The organism is Luteimonas deserti (assembly GCF_013425765.1).
In the GTDB taxonomy this organism is placed as follows: Bacteria; Pseudomonadota; Gammaproteobacteria; order Xanthomonadales; family Xanthomonadaceae; genus Luteimonas; species Luteimonas deserti.
Genome location: NZ_JACCJZ010000020.1, coordinates 179,867 through 200,890 on the forward strand (window position 1 = coordinate 179,867; position 21,024 = coordinate 200,890).

Annotated in this window: 16 protein-coding genes; 11 read left to right on the top strand and 5 right to left on the bottom strand. The window is 69.0% G+C overall.

Annotation, left to right across the window (positions count from 1 at the left end):
• Positions 1 to 364: 364 nt before the first annotated feature.
• The gene (locus H0E82_RS13395) at positions 365 to 1,408 is read right to left on the bottom strand and encodes an endo-1,4-beta-xylanase (RefSeq protein ID WP_180545953.1); all 1,044 of its coding nucleotides are present in this window, start codon (positions 1,406 to 1,408) and stop codon (positions 365 to 367) included.
• Positions 1,409 to 2,329: 921 nt separating this feature from the next.
• On the opposite strand from H0E82_RS13395, the gene H0E82_RS13400 reads away from it, so the two are divergent.
• The 5 genes from H0E82_RS13400 (at position 2,330) to H0E82_RS13420 (ending at position 7,015) form a co-directional block, all read left to right on the top strand.
• Positions 2,330 to 2,497 carry a hypothetical protein gene (locus H0E82_RS13400; RefSeq protein WP_180545954.1) on the top strand — a complete coding sequence of 56 codons (168 nt, stop codon included), beginning with the start codon at positions 2,330 to 2,332 and terminating at the stop codon, positions 2,495 to 2,497.
• A 201-nt stretch (positions 2,498 to 2,698) separates the two neighbouring features.
• Positions 2,699 to 4,198: an MFS transporter gene (locus H0E82_RS13405; protein WP_180545955.1), complete on the top strand. Its 1,500-nt coding sequence runs from the start codon at positions 2,699 to 2,701 to the stop codon at positions 4,196 to 4,198.
• Positions 4,195 to 5,244, top strand: a complete 1,050-nt coding sequence (locus H0E82_RS13410) for a glycoside hydrolase family 43 protein (RefSeq protein WP_180545956.1) — start codon at positions 4,195 to 4,197, stop codon at positions 5,242 to 5,244. The genes H0E82_RS13405 and H0E82_RS13410 overlap by 4 nt, the downstream gene beginning before the upstream one ends.
• Positions 5,234 to 6,061, top strand: a complete 828-nt coding sequence (locus H0E82_RS13415; protein WP_180545957.1) for an aldose epimerase family protein — start codon at positions 5,234 to 5,236, stop codon at positions 6,059 to 6,061. Before H0E82_RS13410 ends, H0E82_RS13415 begins: the two co-directional genes overlap by 11 nt.
• A gap of 240 nt (positions 6,062 to 6,301) precedes the next feature.
• A complete protein-coding gene (locus H0E82_RS13420) occupies positions 6,302 to 7,015 on the top strand; it encodes a DUF2628 domain-containing protein (protein WP_235974315.1) in 714 nt (237 codons plus the stop codon).
• Positions 7,016 to 7,275: 260 nt separating this feature from the next.
• Here the strand turns inward: H0E82_RS13420 and H0E82_RS13425 are convergent, their stop codons facing one another.
• From H0E82_RS13425 to H0E82_RS13440, 4 genes are all read right to left on the bottom strand, one after another.
• Positions 7,276 to 7,575 carry a hypothetical protein gene (locus H0E82_RS13425; RefSeq protein ID WP_180545958.1) on the bottom strand — a complete coding sequence of 100 codons (300 nt, stop codon included), beginning with the start codon at positions 7,573 to 7,575 and terminating at the stop codon, positions 7,276 to 7,278.
• Positions 7,565 to 9,916 carry an FdhF/YdeP family oxidoreductase gene (locus tag H0E82_RS13430; protein WP_180545959.1) on the bottom strand — a complete coding sequence of 784 codons (2,352 nt, stop codon included), beginning with the start codon at positions 9,914 to 9,916 and terminating at the stop codon, positions 7,565 to 7,567. The genes H0E82_RS13425 and H0E82_RS13430 overlap by 11 nt, the downstream gene beginning before the upstream one ends.
• On the bottom strand, positions 9,913 to 10,800 hold the full coding sequence (fdhD, locus tag H0E82_RS13435) for a formate dehydrogenase accessory sulfurtransferase FdhD (protein WP_180545960.1): 888 nt from the start codon (positions 10,798 to 10,800) through the stop codon (positions 9,913 to 9,915). The genes H0E82_RS13430 and fdhD overlap by 4 nt, the downstream gene beginning before the upstream one ends.
• Before the next feature lie 84 nt (positions 10,801 to 10,884).
• Positions 10,885 to 12,696, bottom strand: coding sequence for a DUF885 domain-containing protein (locus H0E82_RS13440; RefSeq protein WP_180545961.1), 1,812 nt, complete (start codon positions 12,694 to 12,696; stop codon positions 10,885 to 10,887).
• A gap of 232 nt (positions 12,697 to 12,928) precedes the next feature.
• Between H0E82_RS13440 and H0E82_RS13445 the strand changes: the two genes are divergently transcribed.
• The 6 genes from H0E82_RS13445 to H0E82_RS13470 all read left to right on the top strand — a co-directional run bounded on the left by H0E82_RS13445 (position 12,929) and on the right by H0E82_RS13470 (position 21,024).
• A complete protein-coding gene (locus H0E82_RS13445) occupies positions 12,929 to 14,560 on the top strand; it encodes a TldD/PmbA family protein (RefSeq protein WP_180545962.1) in 1,632 nt (543 codons plus the stop codon).
• A gap of 216 nt (positions 14,561 to 14,776) precedes the next feature.
• A complete protein-coding gene (locus H0E82_RS13450) occupies positions 14,777 to 16,411 on the top strand; it encodes a TldD/PmbA family protein (protein ID WP_180545963.1) in 1,635 nt (544 codons plus the stop codon).
• Between the two features lie 12 nt (positions 16,412 to 16,423).
• The gene (locus H0E82_RS13455) at positions 16,424 to 17,758 is read left to right on the top strand and encodes a TldD/PmbA family protein (RefSeq protein ID WP_180545964.1); all 1,335 of its coding nucleotides are present in this window, start codon (positions 16,424 to 16,426) and stop codon (positions 17,756 to 17,758) included.
• Positions 17,759 to 18,381: 623 nt separating this feature from the next.
• Positions 18,382 to 19,080: a DUF4159 domain-containing protein gene (locus tag H0E82_RS13460; protein WP_180545965.1), complete on the top strand. Its 699-nt coding sequence runs from the start codon at positions 18,382 to 18,384 to the stop codon at positions 19,078 to 19,080.
• Positions 19,081 to 19,111: 31 nt separating this feature from the next.
• Positions 19,112 to 20,113 (top strand): AAA family ATPase, encoded by a 1,002-nt coding sequence (locus H0E82_RS13465; RefSeq protein ID WP_180545966.1) that lies wholly within the window; start codon positions 19,112 to 19,114, stop codon positions 20,111 to 20,113.
• 14 nt (positions 20,114 to 20,127) lie between these two features.
• Complete coding sequence (locus H0E82_RS13470; protein WP_328797074.1) at positions 20,128 to 21,024, top strand: DUF58 domain-containing protein; 897 nt, start codon at positions 20,128 to 20,130, stop codon at positions 21,022 to 21,024.

Sequence of the window (21,024 nt, forward strand, 5' to 3'; positions counted from 1 at the left end):
ACCGGTCGCGATGGCGGTCGCCTCGGGCTCGTCGATGCGGCGACCAGCCGGCCGGAGCGTGCGCTGTCCGCACGGCCGGCCACGTTGTGCCAGGCCGGCTTCGACAGGAACGCGCAGGTGCGGTGGTTGAAGCCGACGTGGGCGTGGCGCCCGGGGTGCTCCGACTGCGCGCCGGACGGTCCCATGTTTTCCCGCGCATCGACGCGCCACCACGCCGGCCCGAGGAACAGGCGGATGGCTCGACCGGCGGGAGGCGCGCATTTCCATGGGCCGGCAGACGGCGGCGCAATGCAGCCGGCGCAGTCCGTGCGATGCGCCCGGGCCGAGGTCTGCCACCGAGATGCAGGCCTGCCGCGGACCGCCGTCATCGCTCCGCCTCGCCGCGCACGTAGCGGCGCAGCCACCCGAGCGCCGGCCGCTCGCTGCCGTCCTCGCGGATCAGATAGGCGCCCTGTTCGTCGCGCCAGAGACCGCGGCGGAACCCCCACAGCGTCATGCCCCCGACCGCCGGATGCTCCCAGAACACCGGGAAGACGCGCTGGTAGCTGGCCAGTTGCACCGCGTCGTCCACGCCGTCGATGTCAAACTCGGTCACGTGCACCGGCAGCCCGGTCGCGCCGAGTGCATCGAGATTGGCGCGGTGCACGTCCATCGGGGTTTCCTCGGTGGTCGCGAACGCATGCCCCTGCACACCGATCACGTCGATCAGGTCCTCTGCCTGCAGCAGCCGCACGATCTCGAGATAGCGCTGGGTGGCATCCTCGCTGTTGGTCACGCTGTATTCGTTGAGCATCAGCTTCGACCCCGGGAAATGCTGGCGTGCGAGGCGGAATGATTCGAGGATCCAGTCCCAGCCGGTTTCGCCATCACCGCCCAGCGCCCTGGCGTAGTTCCCGCCGTCCTCGTCATCCTTCGACGGTGGATCGTTGAGCGGCTCGTTGACCACTTCCACGATGTCGATGCCCGGATAGCGCGCCGCCACGGCCGCGAACCATTCCTCGATTTCCGCACGCTGCTCGTCGGGCGGCAGGGTGCGGATCCATTCGGGCTGCTGGTTGCCCCAGACCATCACGTGCATCTGGAAGGGCAGCCCGTTGTCCTTGGCCACGCGCCAGGCCGCATCGAGCTCGTCCCAGTTCATGACGTCGCGCTCGGCCTCGACCTCACCCCACTTGCCGCCGTTCTCGGGAGTGACCTTGTTCCAGTACTCGGCAAAGCCTTCGGCCTGCGGCGCGCTGTGTGCGCTGCCGAGGAACTTGTCCTGTCCAGCGGCCAGGGCGGTGGACGCAGGCGCGGCAGGCTGCACGCTGTCCGCTCCGGACTGCGTCGGATCCTGCGCGCCACAGGCCGACAGGAGCAGCGGAAGCAGAATGGACGCAGCGGTCGGGGCGGTACGGGAGCGGTGCATGGGCGGCAGGCCTCCTGGTGTCGGTGGTTGCGGTTGGTCAGCGGTCACGGCCTGGGGAGCGCGGTTGCGGGATGCCCGGGGTGTAAGTGGCGCAAGGCACAGCGAAACGCACTGGCCAGGCCCGCCAGCGCATTCGCGACCGTGGCGAACGCCCCTGATCGTCGGGGCTGCTGCGGCCCAGGCCCGGGCTGCACCCGTCGATGACCCTCTGGCGAAGGGGATGTCGATGGAGTGCGCGGACGGGCGACACGCTGATCGCGCTGTCGTCCCCATCGCGCCAGTCGAACCCCGTACAGGGCGAGGGACCCGAGCATCGCGCGGTCGACATGACCGGGCGCGGTGACCCCAGGCAGCGCGCAGGCTCTCCGGCGAGAGCGAGCCGCTACGATCGCCGGGCTCAGCTCCGGAGACGAAGTCATCGGAAGATGCCGAAAACGCTGGACCCGGCTCTCGGCAGAAGCAGTAGCGTCAGCATGGAATGCCTCTAAGTGATAGCGCTATCACTAACACAGGTCACCGACGTGTGCGTTCTGCGGCGCATCATCCGTGGTTGGGCCGTCACTGCCAGTTGCGCAAAACCGCGAAAAAAAAGCCGCATTCTCCGATCGACGAGTGCCTCGGCGGCCCATGCTGCTGCGCAGCGTGACGACAGCGTAATGATAGCGCTACCTTCAAGTCCGCGTCCGGTCGGCGGGATTGGCCGGCAACGCGGGGGTCGAAGAACACGCTGCTGACGCGCCCTCGCAATCGGGCGGTCAGTGCGCAGAACCGGAAGGGGAGTGCGTTGCAGGCACAAGGGAGAACACCGTCGCCACGCTGCGCATGTCCTGCACCCGGCAGAACGGGATGCTGGCGCCGGCGCGGACCGGCGGGGCTTGATGCAGGCGCGGATCTTCAGAGGCGACCGCGACCGGTCCGCCCTTGCAACGAGCCCCGCTGTTCGATGCCGGGTCGCGGCTGCAGACCACCCTCGACCTCAGCGACCTCACCGGCCAAGCACGGCGCGCCGACTTCTGGGGCGCCAATGCAGTCCGCGATCCCTGCGTTGCAGGCCGCGCCGGCCGCATCGGCACCCGGGGCGCCGTCTGATCGGCCTGCAATCGTCTCCCCACGGTCTGTCCCGGCGCTCCGGCGTCGGGGCGGGCCGTGTTCCAGCCACCGGCGTCGAATGCATACCGGTATCGTCTGCGCCCGGGCGGTGCACGGGATATGGCTATGTGATCGCGCGCCATGCGTCATCCGCCGTATCCACGACCGCGGCCACGTCAACCCCACGGGTGCCTCCCCGCAATGAATCCCGCGTCCTCGTTCCACGCCACCGAAATCCTGTCCGTCCGCGAGAAGCTGGGTTACAGCCTCGGCGATCTCGCCGCCAATCTGATCTTCCAGACGCTGGTCACCTACCTCGCGTTCTTCTACACCGACGTCTATGCACTGCCGGCCGCGACCGCGGCGACGATCATCTTCGTCGTCGGCCTGCTGGGCGCATTCGTGTTCACCCCGATCATCGGCATCCTCGCCGACCGCACGCATACGCGGTGGGGCAAGTTCCGGCCGTGGATCCTGTGGACCGCGATCCCCTTCGGCGTGCTGTCGCTGCTGGCCTTCAGCACGCCGGATCTCGGCGAGCGGGGCAAGGTGGTGTATGCGCTGGTCACCTATACGCTGCTGGTGCTGGTGTACGGCGCCAACAACCTGCCGTACTCGGCGCTCAGCGGCGTGCTCACCGGCAATATGGCCCAACGCAACAGCCTGTCGTCCTACCGTTTCGTCGCGGTCATGGTGGCGCAGTTCGTGATCCAGGTGCTGCTGCTGCCGATGGTGCTGATCCTCGGCGACGGCGACCGGGTGCGCGGCTTCGAGCAGGTGATGACAATCTTCGCCGTGGTCGGCACGGTGTTCTTCCTGATCACCTTCCTCACCACGCGCGAGCGCATCGTCCCCGCGCAGACGCAGTCCTCCGGAGTGATGCAGGACCTGGGCGATCTCGCCCGCAACCGCCCGTGGATGATCATGCTTGCCCTGACGGTGCTGGTGTTCATCACCCTGGCGCTGAAGGGTGGCATGACCATCTACTACTTCCAGTACTACCTCGACGAGACGGCGCTGGCGGCGTTCTTGCAGAACACCGGCTTCAACGGCTTCATCGGCGGGCTCAACGCCATGCTCACCGGCGCCGGCCTGGCCGGCTTCCAGTGGCCGGAGGACGCCCCCACGTCGGCCTTCAGCCTGTTCAACGCCGGCGGCATCATCTTCATGATCCTCGGCATCGGACTGTCGCGGCCGCTGGCCGACCGCTTCGGCAAGCGCGACGTGTTCGGCGGCGCGCTGTTCGTCTCGACCCTCTTCGTGCTTGCGTTCTACCTCTACCCGCCGGACGCGATCTGGCTGGTGTTCGGCTCGCAGATCCTGCACGGCTTCTTCTACGGCATCACCATCCCGCTGCTGTGGGCGATGATCGCCGACGTCGCCGACTACTCGGAATGGAAGAATCATCGCCGTGCGACGGCGATCATCTTCTCGGCGATGCTGTGCGGCCTGAAAGTTGGCCTGAGCATCGGCGGTGCACTGGTGGCGGCGATCCTCGCGCGCTACGGCTACGAGACCGGTGGCGGCGCGCAGTCCGCGACGGTAGTGGACGGTATCCGGCTCGCGATCAGCGTGTACTGCTCGCTCCCGTTCCTGCTCGCGGTCGGCCTGCTGTTCCTCTATCGCATCGACAAGACCATGGAGTCGCAGCTGGAACGCGACCTGGCCGAACGCCGCATGCAGTCGGGAGTGACGGCATGAGCGCACATCCCGCCGCGCCTGTCGGCGCGACCGCAGGGGACGAGGCGCTGTCGGCCGAGCTCGACCTGCTCACGTCCCGCGCCATCTCGCAGCCGCTGGTCACCCACATGTACACCGCCGATCCCTCGGCGCACGTGTTCGAAGGCCGTCTCTACATCTACCCCTCGCACGACATCGATGCCGGCACCCCCTTCGACGACGAGGGCGGCCACTTCGGCATGCAGGACTACCACGTACTGCGCATGGACTCGCCGCATGCCGAGGCGGTGGATTGCGGCCTCGCGCTGCACGTATGCGACGTGCCGTGGGCGAAACGCCAGATGTGGGCGCCCGATGCCGCCTGTCGCAATGGTCGCTACTACTTCTACTTCCCCGCCAAGGACGCGCAGGACGTGTTCCGTATCGGTGTCGCGGTCGGCGACCGGCCGGAAGGCCCGTTCACCGCGCGGCCCGAACCGATGACCGGTGCCTACTCGATCGACCCCGCCGTGTTCGACGACGGCGACGCCCACTACCTGTACTTCGGCGGCATCTGGGGCGGGCAGCTGCAGAAATACCGCGACAATGTCTACGCGCCGGAGCATGCCGAACCGCTCGGCGCTGAAGCTGCGCTGGGCGCGCGCGTCGCGCGCCTGCGCGACGACATGCTGGAACTCGCCGAGCCCACGCGCGAGGTCGTCGTGCTCGACGAACACGGCGCCCCGCTGCGCGCCGACGACCATGCCCGGCGCTTCTTCGAAGGACCGTGGGTGCACAGGCATGCGGGCCGGTATTACTTCTCGTATTCCACCGGCAACACCCACCTGCTGTGTTACGCCGTAGGCGACAGTCCCTATGGACCGTTCACCTACCAGGGCGTGATCCTCGAGCCCGTGGTCGGCTGGACCACGCACCATTCCATCGTCGAGTTCGAGGGGCGCTGGTGGCTGTACTACCACGACGCACTGCTGTCGGGCGGCGTGACCCACCTGCGCTCGCTCAAGGTCACCGAGCTGCATCACGACGACGACGGGCGAATCCGCACCATCGATCCCTATGGCGGATAGGCAGGTCGACGGCGCACTGGCGCCGAGACCCTCCGGCCCGCTGCGCAGGATCGAATGCGGTGCGCTCTCGGCAAGCGTCGCGCCGCGGGCAGGGGGGCGCATCGCGCAGATCACCTTCGCCGGCGAGCCGCTGCTCGTCGGACCCGCCGATGGCCATCCGGAAACCATCGCCTGGGGCTGCTACCCGATGGTGCCGTGGGCCGGCCGCCTGCGTGCCGGACGCTTCCGCTTCGACGGCGCGGACCACGTGCTGGCCACCAACCTGGGGCCGCATGCCATCCATGGCCTGGGGTTCTCGATGCCGTGGCAGGTGCAGCTGCACACCGTCGACTGCGTCGTGCTGTCGCTGCAGCTGCCGCGCGATGCGCGCTGGCCGTTCGGCGGCACCGTGCGTCAGACGGTGCGGGTCACCCCCCGGCGCCTGCGCCTGACGATGACACTGCACGCACAGGTCCTGGCCATGCCGGCAGTCATCGGCTGGCACCCGTGGTTCCGCAAGCCCGAGCGGCTGGAGTTCGCCCCGACCGGCGTCTATCCGCGCGATGCCGATGGCATCGGCACCCTCCCGCTGGCCGCGCCGCCGCCCCCGCCCTGGGACGACTGCTTCACCGGGGCCGACGGCGCCGTACTCCACCGGGGCGGACAGCGGATCATGCTCGCATCCGACTGCAGCCACTGGGTGGTGTACGACGCGCCTGCCCATGCCACCTGCGTCGAACCGCAGACCGGACCTGCGGACGCCTTCAATCTGGAACCCCAGCGGCTGGAGCCGGGACAGGGCATGACGCGCTGGTTCGAGATGGTCTGGGGCCGCTGAGGCCGGCGCCCGGCGGGGGGTGCGCCGTCGCGGCGCGATGTCCGGGCGCGACGCGCGATGCGTGCGCACCGCACAGCCCCGGTGCGGGACGACGTCTGGCGCAAGGCCGGGACACCCGCCAGGGTGTGGGCGCGGCACGTGCATGTCGTCCGATACGCCGATCAGACGCTTCCATATCGAAACGACTCGCCTTAAGCGATCCCTGCGATTCCTGCAGCGCCTCCCCGCAGTGCGCTTCGTATGCTCCGTTGGCGGCCACGTGGACGCGGCCGGCCGACAGGATCGCGCGGCTTTCCGTTTCAGAGGCGGGAAACGCCGGTTCCGTCCGATCGAGAAGGCAGCGGGCTCCCGGAGCTTCCGGGCGTCCGCCGACTGCCGGCCGGCGAGCGCTTCGGCCTCGACTTCAACGTCCCGGCCTTCTTCTTCGGCCCCATCCATCTTCTGGTCGAGGGTCTCTGGCGCCAGGCTGTGGTCCAGCTGTTCAGCGCCATCGCCATGGTGATCAGCGTCGGACCGATGGGCCCGGGACGCCTCGACCGTGGCGTTGGGCCACGGCCTCGCCGCCGTCTGCGCGATGCGGGTGAACGTCGGCTGCGACCGCAGGATGATCCTGGGGACGCCCCCTGGTTCCGACGGCGTTTTTGCAGGCGGGCGGCGATCTGCTGTCGGTCCATCGTCGGCGAGTCCGGTCCGCTCGGGACCGCTGCCGCATTGCAGGGCATGCCGCAGGTGGACATGTTCGGATGTCCGGCGATGGATTGCGGCCGGAGGTCGGGCAGCGCGAAACAGCGGTTCCCTCGCATCGGCGGGCGCCGGTCTCGGCGTGAACCGCGCCGCAGCAGGGCGTCGATACCGGCCGCGGCCCGGCGGCATCGTCCGGTCGTTCGGGCGGCTGGTGCCTCCGAGCGCGGTCGTCGGGTGCGACAAGCCTCGCCCGGCACCCGCCCGGGGTGATGCCGCTGTGCATCGCGCATGTGGCGCGCGGCCCGGGGCAGGCGCACCTGCGACATCGACGACGTGGCCGACGTCCCGCTGCGCGGCCGATGCGCGGGCCGAGCAGGTGCCGTCACCCACCGGAGGAGTGTGGTGAAGGATTGACCAGGACACTCGCGCCGCGTCACCGGGGGCGTCGGACGGGTTATCCACATCTTTGTCATCGAAGCATCCACACCGGTTGTGGACAAGCGCGGAACGCGCCGCCTGTGTCGCCACGGTCAGGTGTCGGCGTCCCGTCCGCGTCCGTCCGCGCCGCCTGCGCGCTCATCGAGCGATGCGGCCATCGCGTGCCCTACGTCGGTCAGGCGTGCGTGTCTGCGCGCACCGATGTCGACGAGCTCCACCCAGCCCGGGCCACGCCGGCCTCCGAGCGATGCCTCACCGAGGTAGGCGAGGGTGCGGAGCAACACGCTCATGCGGATGTCGAGCTGTTTGCAGAGTCTCGGCAGCGAGACGCCATCAGGCGCCGCGGCGAGCGTCACCAGCAGCGCGCGAAGTGTCTGCGCCTCAGCGGACACCGGCCGGAATGTCGCGCTGGCGCGGACGCACCGGAGCGGCGTGCGGCGCGTGCGGGGTGACGACGACGGGCACCGATTTCGAGGTCGGCGTGCGCGAGCCCTCGGCCATGCTCGACAGCGGCACCAGCACATTGGTCTCGGGGTAGTACGCGGCCAGGCAGCCGCGCGGGATGTCGTAGGGCACCAGCATGAAGCGCGGGGCCTGCCGTTGCACGCCATCCTCGCCGGCACTGTGCAGGTCGACCCAATCGCCCGGCGCGAGACCGAGCGCGGCGATGTCCTGCGCGTGCGCGAACACCACGCGCCGCTCGCCGTAGACGCCGCGGTAGCGGTCGTCGAGCCCGTAGACCGTGGTGTTGTACTGGTCGTGTGCGCGGATCGTCGCCAGCGTGAACACCATTTGCGCACCGTGGGCCAGACGTACCCGGGAGGCCGGGGTGTCGATCGGGACCGGGCAGGGGACGAACACGGCCTTGCCGGCAGGATTCGTCCACCGGCGCTCGCGTGCCGGATTGGGCAGGCGGAAGCCGCCCGGCACGCGGACGCGGGCATTGAAGTCGTGGAAATCATCGAAGGTGCGCGCAATGAGATCGCGGATGCGGTCGTAGTCCTCCACCAGCCACGCCCAGTCGATGCCACTGCGCGGGCCCAGCGTGGCCTGTGCGAGACGCGCCACGATCGCGGGCTCGGACAGCAGCAGCCCGGACGCGGGCGGATTGATGCCCGCCGACAGGTGCACCATGCTCATCGAATCCTCGACGGTCACGCCCTGCGGTCCGCCGGCCTGGATGTCGATCTCGGTGCGGCCGAGGCACGGCAGGATCAGCGCCTCCCGCCCGTGGACGAGGTGGCTGCGGTTGAGCTTGGTGGCCACGTGTACGGTGAGGTCGCAGCGGCGCAGAGCACGCGCCGTCGCGTCGGTATCCGGCGTGGCGGCCGCGAAGTTGCCGCCCATCGCGAAGAACACCCGTGCGCGGCCTGCGAGCATCGCTTCGATCGCCCCCACGGTATCCAGTCCCGGCCCGCGCGGTGGCTCGAAGCCGAACACGTCGCGCAGGCGGTCGAGGAAGTCGGCCGGTGGACGCTCCCAGATCATCATCGTGCGGTCGCCCTGCACGTTGCTGTGCCCGCGCACCGGGCACACGCCGGCGCCCGGCCGTCCGAGATGGCCACGGAGCAGCAGCAGGTTGACCAGCATGTGGACCGTCGCCACCGAGTGCAGGTGCTGGGTGATGCCCATGCCCCAGCAGACGATCACCCGCTCGCAGGCGAGATACAGGTCGCCGGCCTGGCGGATCCGCGCCTCGGCGAGTCCGGATGCCTCGACGATCGTCGCCCACGGCTCGGCCAGCGCATCGGCCGCGAAGGCTTCGAAGCCGGTGGTGTGCGCGTCGATGAAGGCGCGGTCCAGAAGCGAGGGCGCGCCGCGCGCGACCGCTTCGCGGTCCCGTTCGAGTACGTGGCGGACCATGCCTTTCACGACCGCCAGATCGCCGCCGATCCTGGGCTGGAAGTAATCGGATGCGATCCGGGTCGCGCCGCCGGTCGCCATCTCGAGCGCGTCCTGGGGATCGGCGAAGCGCTCGAGGCCGCGCTCGCGCAGCGGATTGAAGGCGACGATCGTCGCGCCGCGCCGGGCGGCCGCCCGCAGCTCGCCGAGCATGCGCGGATGATTGGTGCCCGGGTTCTGGCCGAAGACGAAGATCCCGTCCGCGTGCTCGAAATCCTCGAGCGATACCGTGCCCTTGCCGACGCCGATCTGCGTCTTCAACGCCGTCCCGGACGATTCGTGGCACATGTTCGAACAGTCGGGAAAGTTGTTGGTGCCGTAAGCGCGCACGAACAACTGGTACAGGAACGCGGCCTCGTTCGAGGTGCGGCCCGATGTGTAGAAGATCGCCTCGTCGGGCGAGGGCAAGGCATTGAGGTGGCCCGCGATCAGCGCGAAGGCCGCGTCCCAGCCCACCGGCTCGTAGTGGTCGGTGGCCGCGTCGTAGCGCATCGGCGTGGTCAGCCGGCCCTGCTGTTCGAGCCAGTGGTCGCTGTACTCGGCCAGCTGCGCGACGGTGTACTCGGCGAACAGCTCAGGGCCTGCTCGGAACTTCGTCGCCTCGGCGGCGACGGCCTTGGCGCCGTTCTCGCAGAACTCGAACGTCGAGGTGTGGTCCCGGTCCGGCCAGGCGCAACCGGGACAGTCGAAACCGTCGGGCTGGTTCACCCGCAGGAGGGTTTTCGCGCCGCTGATCGCGATCTTCTGCTCGCCCAGATGGCGCGCCACGCTGCGCAGCGCGCCCCATCCGCCGGCGGGGCCGTCATAGGGACGGAGGGTGTCCTTGCTCATGGCACGACCGGACCTTCCGCATGCGCCGGCGCCACCGGGCTTTGCGGCGGGTGGACCAGGCGATGTGCGTGGCTGTAGACCGCCTGGCCGTCGTCGCGGGCGAACCCGACCAGCGTGAGGCGGGCACGATCGGCCAGTGAGATCGCCAGCGCCGTCGGCGCCGAGATCGCCGCCATCAGGGCGATGCCGACGCTCGCGGCCTTCATCGCCATCTCGTAGCTGGCCCGGCTGGTGACGACGAGAAAGCCGTCGGCCACGTCCAGGCCCCCGGCATGCACCGCGCCGATGAGCTTGTCGAGGGCGTTGTGTCGTCCCACATCTTCGCGCACCAGGCGCAGCCCGCCATCGAGCGCTGCCCAGCCGGCGGCATGGGTCGCGCCGGTCAGCGCGTTGATCGCCTGCGCCGCGCGCAACTCGGCCAGGGCCCGGCGCAGCGCCCCGATCTCCACGCGCACGTCGTGGGTGACCGGCGCGGGATACCGCAGCGCGGTCTCGAGCAGCTCGCTGCCGCAAACGCCGCAGCCGCTGCGCCCGCTCATGCTGCGCCGGCGCAGCGCCAGTGCGTCGGCGCGTTCGCCGGGGATCCGCAGCCGGACTTCGATTCCCTCGATCAGATGCTCGACCGATTCGATCGCCACGTCCGCTGCAGCCTCGACGATGCCCTCGCTGAGCGCGAAACCGCGCGCGAAATCCTCGATGTCCGCGGGCGTGGCCATCATCACCGCGAACGGCGCGTCGTTGTACACGAAGGCGACGGGTACTTCCTCGGCCACATGGTCGCCGAGATGACGCACCCGCCCGCCGCGCCAGCGCTCGACGGGGCGCAGCACGGCGCCGCGGGGCAGCGGCGTGGGCGATCGGCTCTTCGGGATTGTCCGGCTCATGCGCAGAGGGTAGCCGCAGTCAATGCGCAGCGGCGCCCTCGCCCCGCCAGTCGTGAAGCGACGTCGCCATGGAGGGGGCAGGATTCACTCGATCGCTTCACCCAGCATCAGCTGCCGCGCGAAGCGCACCGGCGGCGCGCCCTGGGCGAGCATGGCGTCGTGGTACTGCTTGAGGTTGAAGGCCTCGCCGGCCTTGGCCTCGGCCGCCTTGCGCGCGTCGAAGTGTTCCTGGGCGCCGACGAAATACGTGGCGAGCTGGGTCGACGACAGCTGCGCGCGGATCCACTTGCCCTCGGCCTCGCTCTGCTGCTGGAAGGTCTGGCGGACCATCAGGTCCATCGCCTGTTCCTTGGTCCAGTTGTCCACGTGGATGCCCTGGTCGAGGATCGCGTTAGCCACTGCGCGCGCGTAGAACTTGAGCTGCATCAGGCGGAACAGCGGATCGCCGTCGGCATAGCCGGCGTCGGCCATCATCCGCTCGGTATAGACGGCCCAGCCCTCGGCGAACGGGCCGGAGCGGAACACCGCGCGCAGCGTCGAGGGGTGGTTCGCCGAGTGCGCGCCCTCGAGGTAATGGCCGGGCATCGCTTCGTGGATCGTCAGCACGTGGATCATGTGCTTGTTGTATTCGCGCAGGAACGAATCCACCTGGCCATCGTCCCAGTCGTCGGGGATCGGCGAGATCGCGTAGTAGGTATCGAGGCCCTTGTCGAGCGGGCCGGGTGAATCACAGTAAGCCACGGCCACACCGCGCTGGAATTCCGGCATCAGGATGATCTTGACCGGGTCGTCCGGCACGGTGACCAGGTCGTGCTGGCGGGTGAACTCGGTCGCGACCTCCAGCGTGTGCCTGGCGAAGTCGACGACCTCGTCGCGGCCCGGCTTGTCGGCGTAGGCGACTTCCATCGCCGCCTCGATCGCCGCCTGGCGCTGGTCTTCGCTCGGCTGCGCGGGGGTCTCCGGCGCACCGGCGCGATCCTTCAGCACGGCCTGGGCGACGACGTACATCTCGTCGCGGATGCGCACGAGTTCGGCTTCCGCGCGCTGGCGGATGTCCTGGCGGCTGAGCGAGGAATTGAGCGCGAACTTCAGCTTGCGGTCGTAGGTGTCGGCACCGATGCGGAAGTCGCCCTTGGCGTTGGGCACCAGCGTGCCGTCGAGCCAGGCCTGGTGTTCGTCGACGGCGGTGCGCAGTGTGGCGACCGCGGCGTCGAGGCGCGTGCGGTCCTCGCCCTGCAGCTGGCCGGCGTTGGGCGTGATGAAGGTGTCGATCAGCGCGATCACACCGCGGTTCTGCGCCGCGACGGTGCGCGCGTGGGTCGGCGGCACGCGCGCCGGATCGAGGTTCTCGCGGGCCTGGGCGAGCAGGGCGGGGATCTTCTCCAAGCGCGCGGTCGCCGAGACCAGGCGTTCGGGCATCGGTGCGAACTCGCGCGCCATCAGCCCGTAGATCGCGCCACCGGCGAGTCCGCTGTAGATCTGCGGGTCCCACACCGCGCTCTGCAGCGTCTCGGCGTCCCAGATGCCGTATTCGAGCGTGTTCTTCAGGATCAGTGCGTCGACGTGATTCTCGCGCGAGAGTGCGGCGAACTCGATCGCGTCGAGTTCGGCGAGGATGCGCCGGTAGAACGCGGTCGAGGCCTCGCGCCCGGCGGCGGATAGGTCGTCGACCTCGGCATCGAAGCGGTGGTCGCCGATCTGCGTGGCCGAGATCGGCGAGTACCGCATGGCCTCGTCGAGGTAACGCTCCGACAGCGCGGCGAACGCCGCGTCGGCGTGGGACGGTGCGGTGGCGGCCGCGCCGGCTTGCGCGGTGGCGGGCGTCGTCGGCGCCTCGCGGTTGCAGCCGGCGAGGGCGGCGGTGAGCACGGCAACGGCGAGCAGGGAATGGCGCATGCGGAAGCTTCCGGCAGTCGGGACAGCGGGCAAGCATAGGCGTGCGGCTGCGGCCGTGCATGTGCCGATCGTGCCGGCTTCCCTCGTAGGACCGCGCTCGCGCGCGATGAGGCTTGACCGGTAGGGCCCTGTTCGCGCGCCAGCGCGCTTCTAAACGAATCGGATTTGACGCATGCACCATGCACAACCAAGAATCGGACGATGCGCGGCGATCGCCGCAGGGGAGAGTGCAATGCGGCGTCGCGACTTCATGGCCCTCGGCGGAATCGGCATGGGCAGCCTGCTGTTGCCCGGCGGCATCGGACGCGCGATCGCGGCCGAGGAGCTGGCCAGCACGCTCGATCCGGCGCTGAAGAAACGTCTGGCCGACGTGGCGCTGCAGGCTTCGCGCGACGGCGGTGGCAGCTATTGCGATGTGCGCATCGGCCGCTATCTGCGCCAGTACGTGATGACCCGCGAAACGCGCGTCGAAAACGTCGTCAACGAGGAATCGACCGGCGTCGGCATCCGCGTGATCGCCAACGGCGCCTGGGGGTTCGCCGCCACGCGCGCGCTGGATCCCGACAGCATCGCCGAGGCCACGCGCCAGGCGCTGGCAATCGCGAAGGCCAATGCGCGCATCCAGAGCGAGCCGGTGCGGCTGGCGCCGGTACGCGGCGTGGGCGAGGTGACCTGGGCGACGCCGATCCGCCGCAACGGAATGGCCGTGCCGCTGGAGGAGAAGGTGTCGCTGCTGATGGACGTCAACGCCGCAGCGACCGCGGCAGGCGCGGATTTCGTGAGCTCGCGGCTGTTTCTGATCAACGAGCAGAAATACTTCGCCAGCACCGACGGCTCCTATATCGACCAGGACGTGCACCGGATCTGGGCGCCGTTCACGGTCACCGCCATCGACAAGGCCAGCGGCAAGTTCCGCACCCGCGACGGGCTGTCGGCGCCGATGGGCCTGGGCTACGAGTACCTCACGCCCGATTCCGCGCAGCGTTTCGAACTGCCCGGCGGCGTCACCGCCTACGGCCAGGCCTACGACATGCGCGCCGACGCCGAAGCCGCCGCGCGCCAGGCCCGCGAAAAACTGTCGGCGCCGTCCGTGCGGCCTGGGCGCTACGACCTGGTGCTGGATCCCTCCAACCTGTTTCTCACCATCCACGAGAACGTCGGCCATCCGCTCGAGCTCGACCGCGTGCTCGGCTACGAGGCCAACTACGCCGGCACCAGCTTCGCGACGCTCGACAAGCGCGACGAGGGCTACCGCTGGGGCAGCGATATCGTCAATTTCTTCGCCGACAAGACCCAGCCGGGCAGCCTCGGCGCCGTGGGCTTCGACGACGAGGGCGTGCCCACGAAACGCTGGGATCTGGTCAAGGACGGCATCCTCGTCGACTACCAGACCACGCGCGACCAGGCGCATATCCTCGGCAAGACCGAATCGGACGGTTGTAGCTACGCCGATTCCTGGGCGAGCGTGCAGTTCCAGCGCATGCCCAACGTCTCGCTCGCTCCCGGCAGGACGCCGATGACCGTCGAGGCGATGATCGCCGGAGTCGAGCGCGGCCTGTACATCCACGGACGCGGTTCGTACTCGATCGACCAGCAGCGCTACAACGCGCAGTTCGGCGGCCAGCTCTACTACGAGATCAGGAACGGCGAGATCGCCGGCATGGTCGAGGACGCGGCCTACCAGATCCGCACGCCGGAGTTCTGGAACGCCTGCAGCGCGATCTGCGACGAACGCGACTTCCGCCTCGGCGGCTCGTTCTTCGACGGCAAAGGCCAGCCGAGCCAGGTCTCGGCGGTGTCGCACGGCTCGGCGACCACGCGTTTCGACGGCATCAACATCATCAACACCGCGCGGAACCTGTGACGCGCTGAGCTGAACACGCTCGGCGCCGTCGCGAACCTGGGCCCGCCCGGCTCGACGACGCGACGCCGAAACGCGGACGGGGCACCCGTATGCCAAAAGTCACTGGACGTCGCCGGGGTGCGGCGTCAAGAATCGGGAAGGCTCCGCAGGATGCGTCGCCGCCTTCGCCAACCCGTTCGCAGCGCATCGCCGCGGACACGTTCCGGGAGAGCTCCCTTGCATAGACGCGACTTCCTCGCCCTCGCTGGTGTCGGCGCGGGCGGTGTTCTGCTGCCCGCCGTCTTCGGCCGGGTCATCGCCGCCGAACAGCTGGTGTCCACGCTGGACATCGGATTCAAGAAGCGGCTGGCCGATGCGGGGCTCAACGCCGCCACGTCCGCCGGCGCCACCTACTGCGATGTGCGCGTGGGTCGTTACCTGCGCCAGTTCGTCATGACGCGCGAGGACAAGGTGCAGAACGTGGTCAGCACCGAGTCGATCGGCGCGGGCGTGCGCGTGATCGCCGGCGGGGCCTGGGGCTTCGCGGCGACCAACACCCTGACCGAGCAGGGCGTGGCCGACGCCGCGCGCCAGGCCACGGCCATCGCCATGGCGAACGCGAAGGTGCAGACCGCGCCCGTGCAGCTGGCGCCGGTGCGCGGCGTGGGCGAGGTGTCGTGGCGTACGCCGATCACCAAGAACGGCATGGAAGTGCCGGTCGCCGAGAAGGTCGAGCTGCTGCTCGGCGTCAACGCCGCCGCGATCGGCGCCGGTGCGAGCTTCGTCAACTCGACGCTGTTCCTGGTCAACGAGCAGAAGTACTTCGCCAGCACCGACGGTTCCTACATCGACCAGGACGTCCACCGCATCTGGGCGCCGATGACGGTCACCGCGATCGACAAGGCCAGCGGCAAGTTCCGCACCCGCAGCGGCCTGTCCTCGCCTATGGGGCTGGGCTACGAGTATCTCGACGGCGACGCCTCGCAGAAGTTCGTCTCGCCCAACGGCGTGGTGAACTACGGCCGGTCCTACGACATGCGCGAGGACGCGATCGCCGCGGCGCGCCAGGCCCAGGAAAAGCTGCGGGCGCCGTCGGTCAAGCCGGGTCGCTACGACGTGGTCCTCGATCCGTCGAACCTCTGGCTGACCATCCACGAGAACGTGGGCCATCCGCTCGAGCTCGACCGCGTGCTCGGCTACGAGGCCAATTACGCCGGCACCAGTTTCGCCAATCTCGATCGCCGCGCCGAGCGGTTCCAGTACGGCAGCGACATCGTCACCCTGTTCGCGGACAAGACGCAGCAGGGCAGCCTCGGCGCCGTGGGGTACGACGACGAAGGCGTGGCGACCAAGCGCTGGGATCTGATCACCAACGGCCGCCTGGTGGATTTCCAGACCATCCGCGACCAGGCGCACATCCTCGGCAAGACCGAATCCGACGGCTGCTGCTACGCCGACTCCTGGTCCAGCGTGCAGTTCCAGCGCATGCCCAACGTCTCGCTGGCGCCGGGCAGGACGACGCTGAGCGTCGCCGACATGATCAAGGACGTCGAGAACGGCATCTACATCATCGGCGACGGTTCGTTCTCGATCGACCAGCAGCGCTACAACGCGCAGTTCGGCGGCCAGCTGTTCTACGAGATCAAGGACGGCGCGATCACCGGCATGGTCGAGGACGTGGCCTACCAGATCCGCACGCCGGAATTCTGGAACGCCTGCAGCGCGATCTGCGACGAGAGCGATTACCGCCTCGGCGGCTCGTTCTTCGACGGCAAGGGCCAGCCGAGCCAGGTCTCGGCGGTGTCGCACGGCTCGTCCACCGCCCGCTTCGACGGCATCAACGTCATCAACACCGCGCGTTCGCTCGGCTAAGGAGCTCCGACCATGACCATCTTCACCGAAGCCCAGGCACGCGAGATCCTCGAAAAGACCGTCGCCCTGTCCACCGCCGACGAGTGCACGGCCACGCTGGCCGGCTCGGTCGCCGGCAACATCCGCTTCGCGCTCAACAACGTCTCCACCAGCGGCATCGTCACCAATGCCGAGCTGGCCGTGCAGGTCGCCTTCGGCAAGCGCGTCGGCACGGCCAGCATCAACGCCTTCGACGATGCGTCGCTCGCGAGCGTGGTCAAGCGCGCGGAAGATCTCGCGCGGCTTGCGCCGGAGAATCCGGAGTTTCTGCCTGCCATCGGCAAGCAGGACTACCGGCCCAGCCCGACCTTCAGCGAGTCGACCGCCGCGATCACGCCGGAGTTCCGTGCCGACGTGGCGGCCGGCTCCATCGCGCCGTGCCGCGCAGAGCAGCTGGTCGCCGCCGGCTTCCTCGACGACGGCAAGAGCTTCGTCGCCTTCGCCAACAGCAACGGCAACTTCGGCTACCAGCAGGCGACCAACTTCAACTACACCTGCACCGTGCGCACCGAGGACGGCCGCGGTTCGGGCTGGGTGGGGCGAAACCTCAAGGACGCCAGCGCGTTCAACGCCGAGCGAGACGTGCGCGTGGCGATGCGCAAGGCCAGCGATTCGGCCGAGGCCCAGGCGCTGGAACCGGGCAAGTACACGGTGATCCTGGAGCCCGCCGCAGCCGCGGGCCTGATCAGCTTCATGATGCGCTTCTTCGATGCGCGCACCGCGGACGAGGGCCGGAGCTTCCTGTCCAAGCGCGGCGGCGGCAACAAGCTCGGCGAGCAGGTCTACGACCCGCGCGTGAACATCATCGCCGACCCCTGGCACCCCGAAGCGGCGGTGATGCCGTGGGACGGCGAGGGCCTGCCGCGCGAGCGCATGCCGATCATCGAGAACGGCAAGATCGCCAACCTCGACTACTCGCGCTTCTGGGCCCAGCAGCAGGGCAAGCGCGCGGTCGGGCGTCCGGGCAACCTGCTGATGTCGGGCGGCGAGGGCACCACGGCCGATCTGATCCGCGGCACCGACCGCGGCATCCTGGTCACGCGCACCTGGTACATCCGCATGGTCGATCCGCAGACCGTGCTGCTGACCGGCCTCACCCGCGACGGCACGTTCTACATCGAGAACGGCGAGATCAAGTACCCGCTGAAGAACTTCCGCTTCAACGAATCGCCGGTGATCATGCTCAACAACATCGACGAGCTGGGTCGACCGGTGCGGGTGGGCGGCGACGAGTCGTCGATGGTGATGATGCTGCCGCCGATGCGGCTGCGGGACTTCACGTTTACGTCGTTGTCGGATGCGGTCTGAGGCGACGCGCTGACGTTGCCAGGTAGCACGAGGTTTTTGCTTGCCGTGACGCACACAGTGCTGTCTGCAGACCCAAAGGGCGCCGGCCATGGATGGCCGGCGTTTTCCGACCGAGGCAGGATGCCGAGTCGGAAAATCCCGGAACGAACGACTGGCCGGGTTAGCCTCGTCGGGAAGGCCCTTTCTTTTGGTTACTTTTCTTTGGGCCAGCAAAGAAAAGTGACCCGCTCGCTGGCAGGCGAGAGGAAGCTTTGCTTCTGCAGTTGGCCGCCGCAGGCGATGCCAAAGCAACGTCAAACGCTTTCGTCCGCTGACGCGGCCGAGTTCATTTCTTTTGCCAAGCGGCAAAAGAAACGGAACCAAAGAAAAACGCTTCCCCGACGAAGCACATCCGGTGCGTCATTCGTTCCGGGATTTTTCGACTCGCCCTCCATGGCTCGGTCGAAAAACGCCGCACATCCATGTGCGGCGCCCTCCGGGTCTGCGGTCTGCAATGGCCATTCGTTCGCGAGCCGAAGCCAAAGCCAGAGCCAAAAACGGAGTCTGGGCCGAAATGGAAGCCGACGGGGCGTCGAGGGTTGTGCGGATCGGATGACTACGGAAGGGACAAGGGCCTGCAAGCAATGAACCGCCGCCAGTCCCTGCAACTGCTGCTCGGCGCCGCCGCCGGCCTGGCGCTGTCGCCGCTCGCCGCGCAGTCGGCGCGCTACGACTTCTGGTTCACCCGCCTGCGCTACGAGTCGGGCAACTGGGACGTGGATCAGCGCATGCCGTCCAACGTCATCACCTCGCTGATCGACTACACCAATCTGCGCGTGGATCCGGAGGAGCACGTCGTCGCGCTGTCCGATCCGAAGATGCTGGCGTCGCCGTTCTGCTACCTGGCCGGGCACAAGCTGGTCGAGTTCAGCCCGGCGGAGCGGCGCAATTTCGAACGCTACGTGCGCAGCGGCGGCTTCGTGTTCGTCGACGACTGCAACCACGACATCGATGGCCTGTTCGCGAAGTCCTTCGAGGCGCAGATGGCCGCGATCTTCGGTCGCGCGGCGCTGAAGAAGCTGCCGAACTCGCATGCGCTGTACCGCAGCTTCTTCCAGTTCCCCGACGGACCGCCGGCCACCAGTTTCGAGCTCAACGGCTGGGGCGACGATCTGGTGCACGACTATCTCAAGGGCATCGAGATCGACGGGCGGCTGGGCGTGCTCTACAGCAACAAGGACTACGGCTGCGAGTGGGACTACGACTGGCGCAACAAGCGGTTCTTGGCCGAGGACAACACCAAGTTCGCGGTCAATATCGTGATGTACGCATTGACCGCATGACCCGTTCTTCTCCTGCCACCTGGACCTCCGCATGACGTCTCCCGCACCGACCGAAGCCGATCTCGCCGCCTGGCGCACGAAGCTCGATGCCCTGCGCGCCGCGATCGGCCGCGCCATCGTCGGCCAGACCGACGTGGTCGAGCAGCTGCTGGTCGCCCTGCTCGCGGGCGGCCATGCGCTGCTCGAGGGGGTCCCCGGTCTCGGCAAGACACTGCTGGTCCGCACGCTCGGCCAGGCGCTCGACCTCGACTTCCGGCGTATCCAGTTCACGCCCGACCTGATGCCGGGTGACATTCTCGGCACCGAGCTGCTGGAGGAGGAGCACGGGACCGGGCGGCGCCAGTTCCGCTTCCAGGAGGGGCCAGTGTTCACCCATCTGCTGCTCGCCGACGAGCTCAACCGCACGCCGCCGCGCACCCAGGCCGCATTGCTCGAAGCGATGCAGGAACGCACCGTCAGCCATGCCGGCGTCACCCGGGCACTGCCGGCGCCGTTCTTCGTACTGGCCACCCAGAACCCCATCGAACAGGCCGGCACCTGGCCCCTGCCGGAGGCCCAGCTGGACCGCTTCCTGCTTCACGTCATGCTGGACTATCCCGGCGAAGCCGAGGAGCTGGCCATTCTCGCCCAGACCACCGGTGCGCCCGGCGCCGCCGTACCGCAGGTGATGAATGCCTCGGACCTGATCGCCCTGCAGGCACTGGTGCGTGAGGTGCACGTCGGCGATGCGCTGCTGCGCTGGATCAACCGCCTGGTGCGCGCCACTCGGTCCGGCGACGAAGCACCGGAGATCGTGCGCGAGAACGTGCGCTGGGGGGCCGGCCCTCGGGCAGGCCAGTCGCTGGTGCTCACCGCGAAGGCGCGTGCGCTGATGCACGGCCGCCTCGCCGCGACCCGCGAGGACGTCGCCGCACTGGCGGCGCCCGTGCTGCGTCATCGTCTGGTGCTGTCGTTCGCGGCCGAGTCGGCGCGCATCGGCGCCGATGCGGTGGTCGCGGGGCTGCTACGCGCGATTCCCGCGCCCGAACGCTGAGCCTCGTGGGCCCGGTGCTGGATTCGGCGGATGGGCTGGCGCCCGCGCTGCGCGCGCGGCTGCGCGGGCTGCGCATCCTGCCGCGTCGGGCGATGGGCGGCCACGGCATCGGCCTGCACGCCAGCCGCAGTCGCGGCGTCGGGGTCGAGTTCGCCCAGTACCGGCCCTACGAACAGGGTGACGAGCCGCGCCGCATCGACTGGAAGCTCTACGCGCGCAGCGACCGCCTGTTCGTGCGCGAGGCCGAGCGCGAGAGCCCGCTGCGGATCTGGGTGCTGCTCGACACCAGCGCATCGATGGCCCAGGCCGACGAAGCGCGCCCGGCGTGGACGCGGCTGGATGCGGCGCGCGAGCTGGCGCTGTGCGTGGTCGAGATCGCCCTGGCCCAGGGCGATGCCTGTGGGCTGCTGCTGTGTCCCGCGCCCGGTGCGGCGCCGGTGGAGCCGGCCGCCGGACCACGCCAGCGCGGGCGCTTGCGCCATGCGCTGCAGGCGGTGTCGGCCGCGGGAGCATGGCCGGAGCGGGCAGAGCGGGCGCCGGAGTGGGCGCGCATTGCGCGCGGCGACCTCGTCATCGCACTCGGCGACTGGTTCGACGTCGCAGCGGTCGACGCGGTGGAGCGGTTGGCATCCACCGGGCGCGAGGTGATCGCCCTGCAGGTGCTGACGGTCGAAGAACGCGAGTTTCCGTTCCGCGACGGGCGCCGGTTCGTGGATCCGGAGACCGGCGAGGCCGTGCTCGGCGACGGTCCGGCGCTGCGCCGCGACTACCTCGCCCGGTTCGACGCGGCGCTGCGCATGCTCGATGCGCGGCTCGAGGGCGCCGGCATCCGGCACGCGCGGCACGTGCTCGACGCGGCGCCCGATGCGGTGCTGCGCCGTCTGTTCGACACCCGCGTGGCCGGGGCCTGA

Coding starts and splice junctions, on each gene's coding strand:
- H0E82_RS13415 (WP_180545957.1), top strand. CDS start 5,234: ATGGCGGATAGGCAGGTCGACGGCGCACTGGCGCCGAGACCCTCCGGC.
- H0E82_RS13460 (WP_180545965.1), top strand. CDS start 18,382: ATGAACCGCCGCCAGTCCCTGCAACTGCTGCTCGGCGCCGCCGCCGGC.
- H0E82_RS13465 (WP_180545966.1), top strand. CDS start 19,112: ATGACGTCTCCCGCACCGACCGAAGCCGATCTCGCCGCCTGGCGCACG.
- H0E82_RS13410 (WP_180545956.1), top strand. CDS start 4,195: ATGAGCGCACATCCCGCCGCGCCTGTCGGCGCGACCGCAGGGGACGAG.
- H0E82_RS13405 (WP_180545955.1), top strand. CDS start 2,699: ATGAATCCCGCGTCCTCGTTCCACGCCACCGAAATCCTGTCCGTCCGC.
- H0E82_RS13430 (WP_180545959.1), bottom strand. CDS start 9,916: ATGAGCAAGGACACCCTCCGTCCCTATGACGGCCCCGCCGGCGGATGG.
- H0E82_RS13445 (WP_180545962.1), top strand. CDS start 12,929: ATGCGGCGTCGCGACTTCATGGCCCTCGGCGGAATCGGCATGGGCAGC.
- H0E82_RS13455 (WP_180545964.1), top strand. CDS start 16,424: ATGACCATCTTCACCGAAGCCCAGGCACGCGAGATCCTCGAAAAGACC.
- fdhD (WP_180545960.1), bottom strand. CDS start 10,800: ATGAGCCGGACAATCCCGAAGAGCCGATCGCCCACGCCGCTGCCCCGC.
- H0E82_RS13440 (WP_180545961.1), bottom strand. CDS start 12,696: ATGCGCCATTCCCTGCTCGCCGTTGCCGTGCTCACCGCCGCCCTCGCC.
- H0E82_RS13395 (WP_180545953.1), bottom strand. CDS start 1,408: ATGCACCGCTCCCGTACCGCCCCGACCGCTGCGTCCATTCTGCTTCCG.
- H0E82_RS13420 (WP_235974315.1), top strand. CDS start 6,302: ATGCTCCGTTGGCGGCCACGTGGACGCGGCCGGCCGACAGGATCGCGC.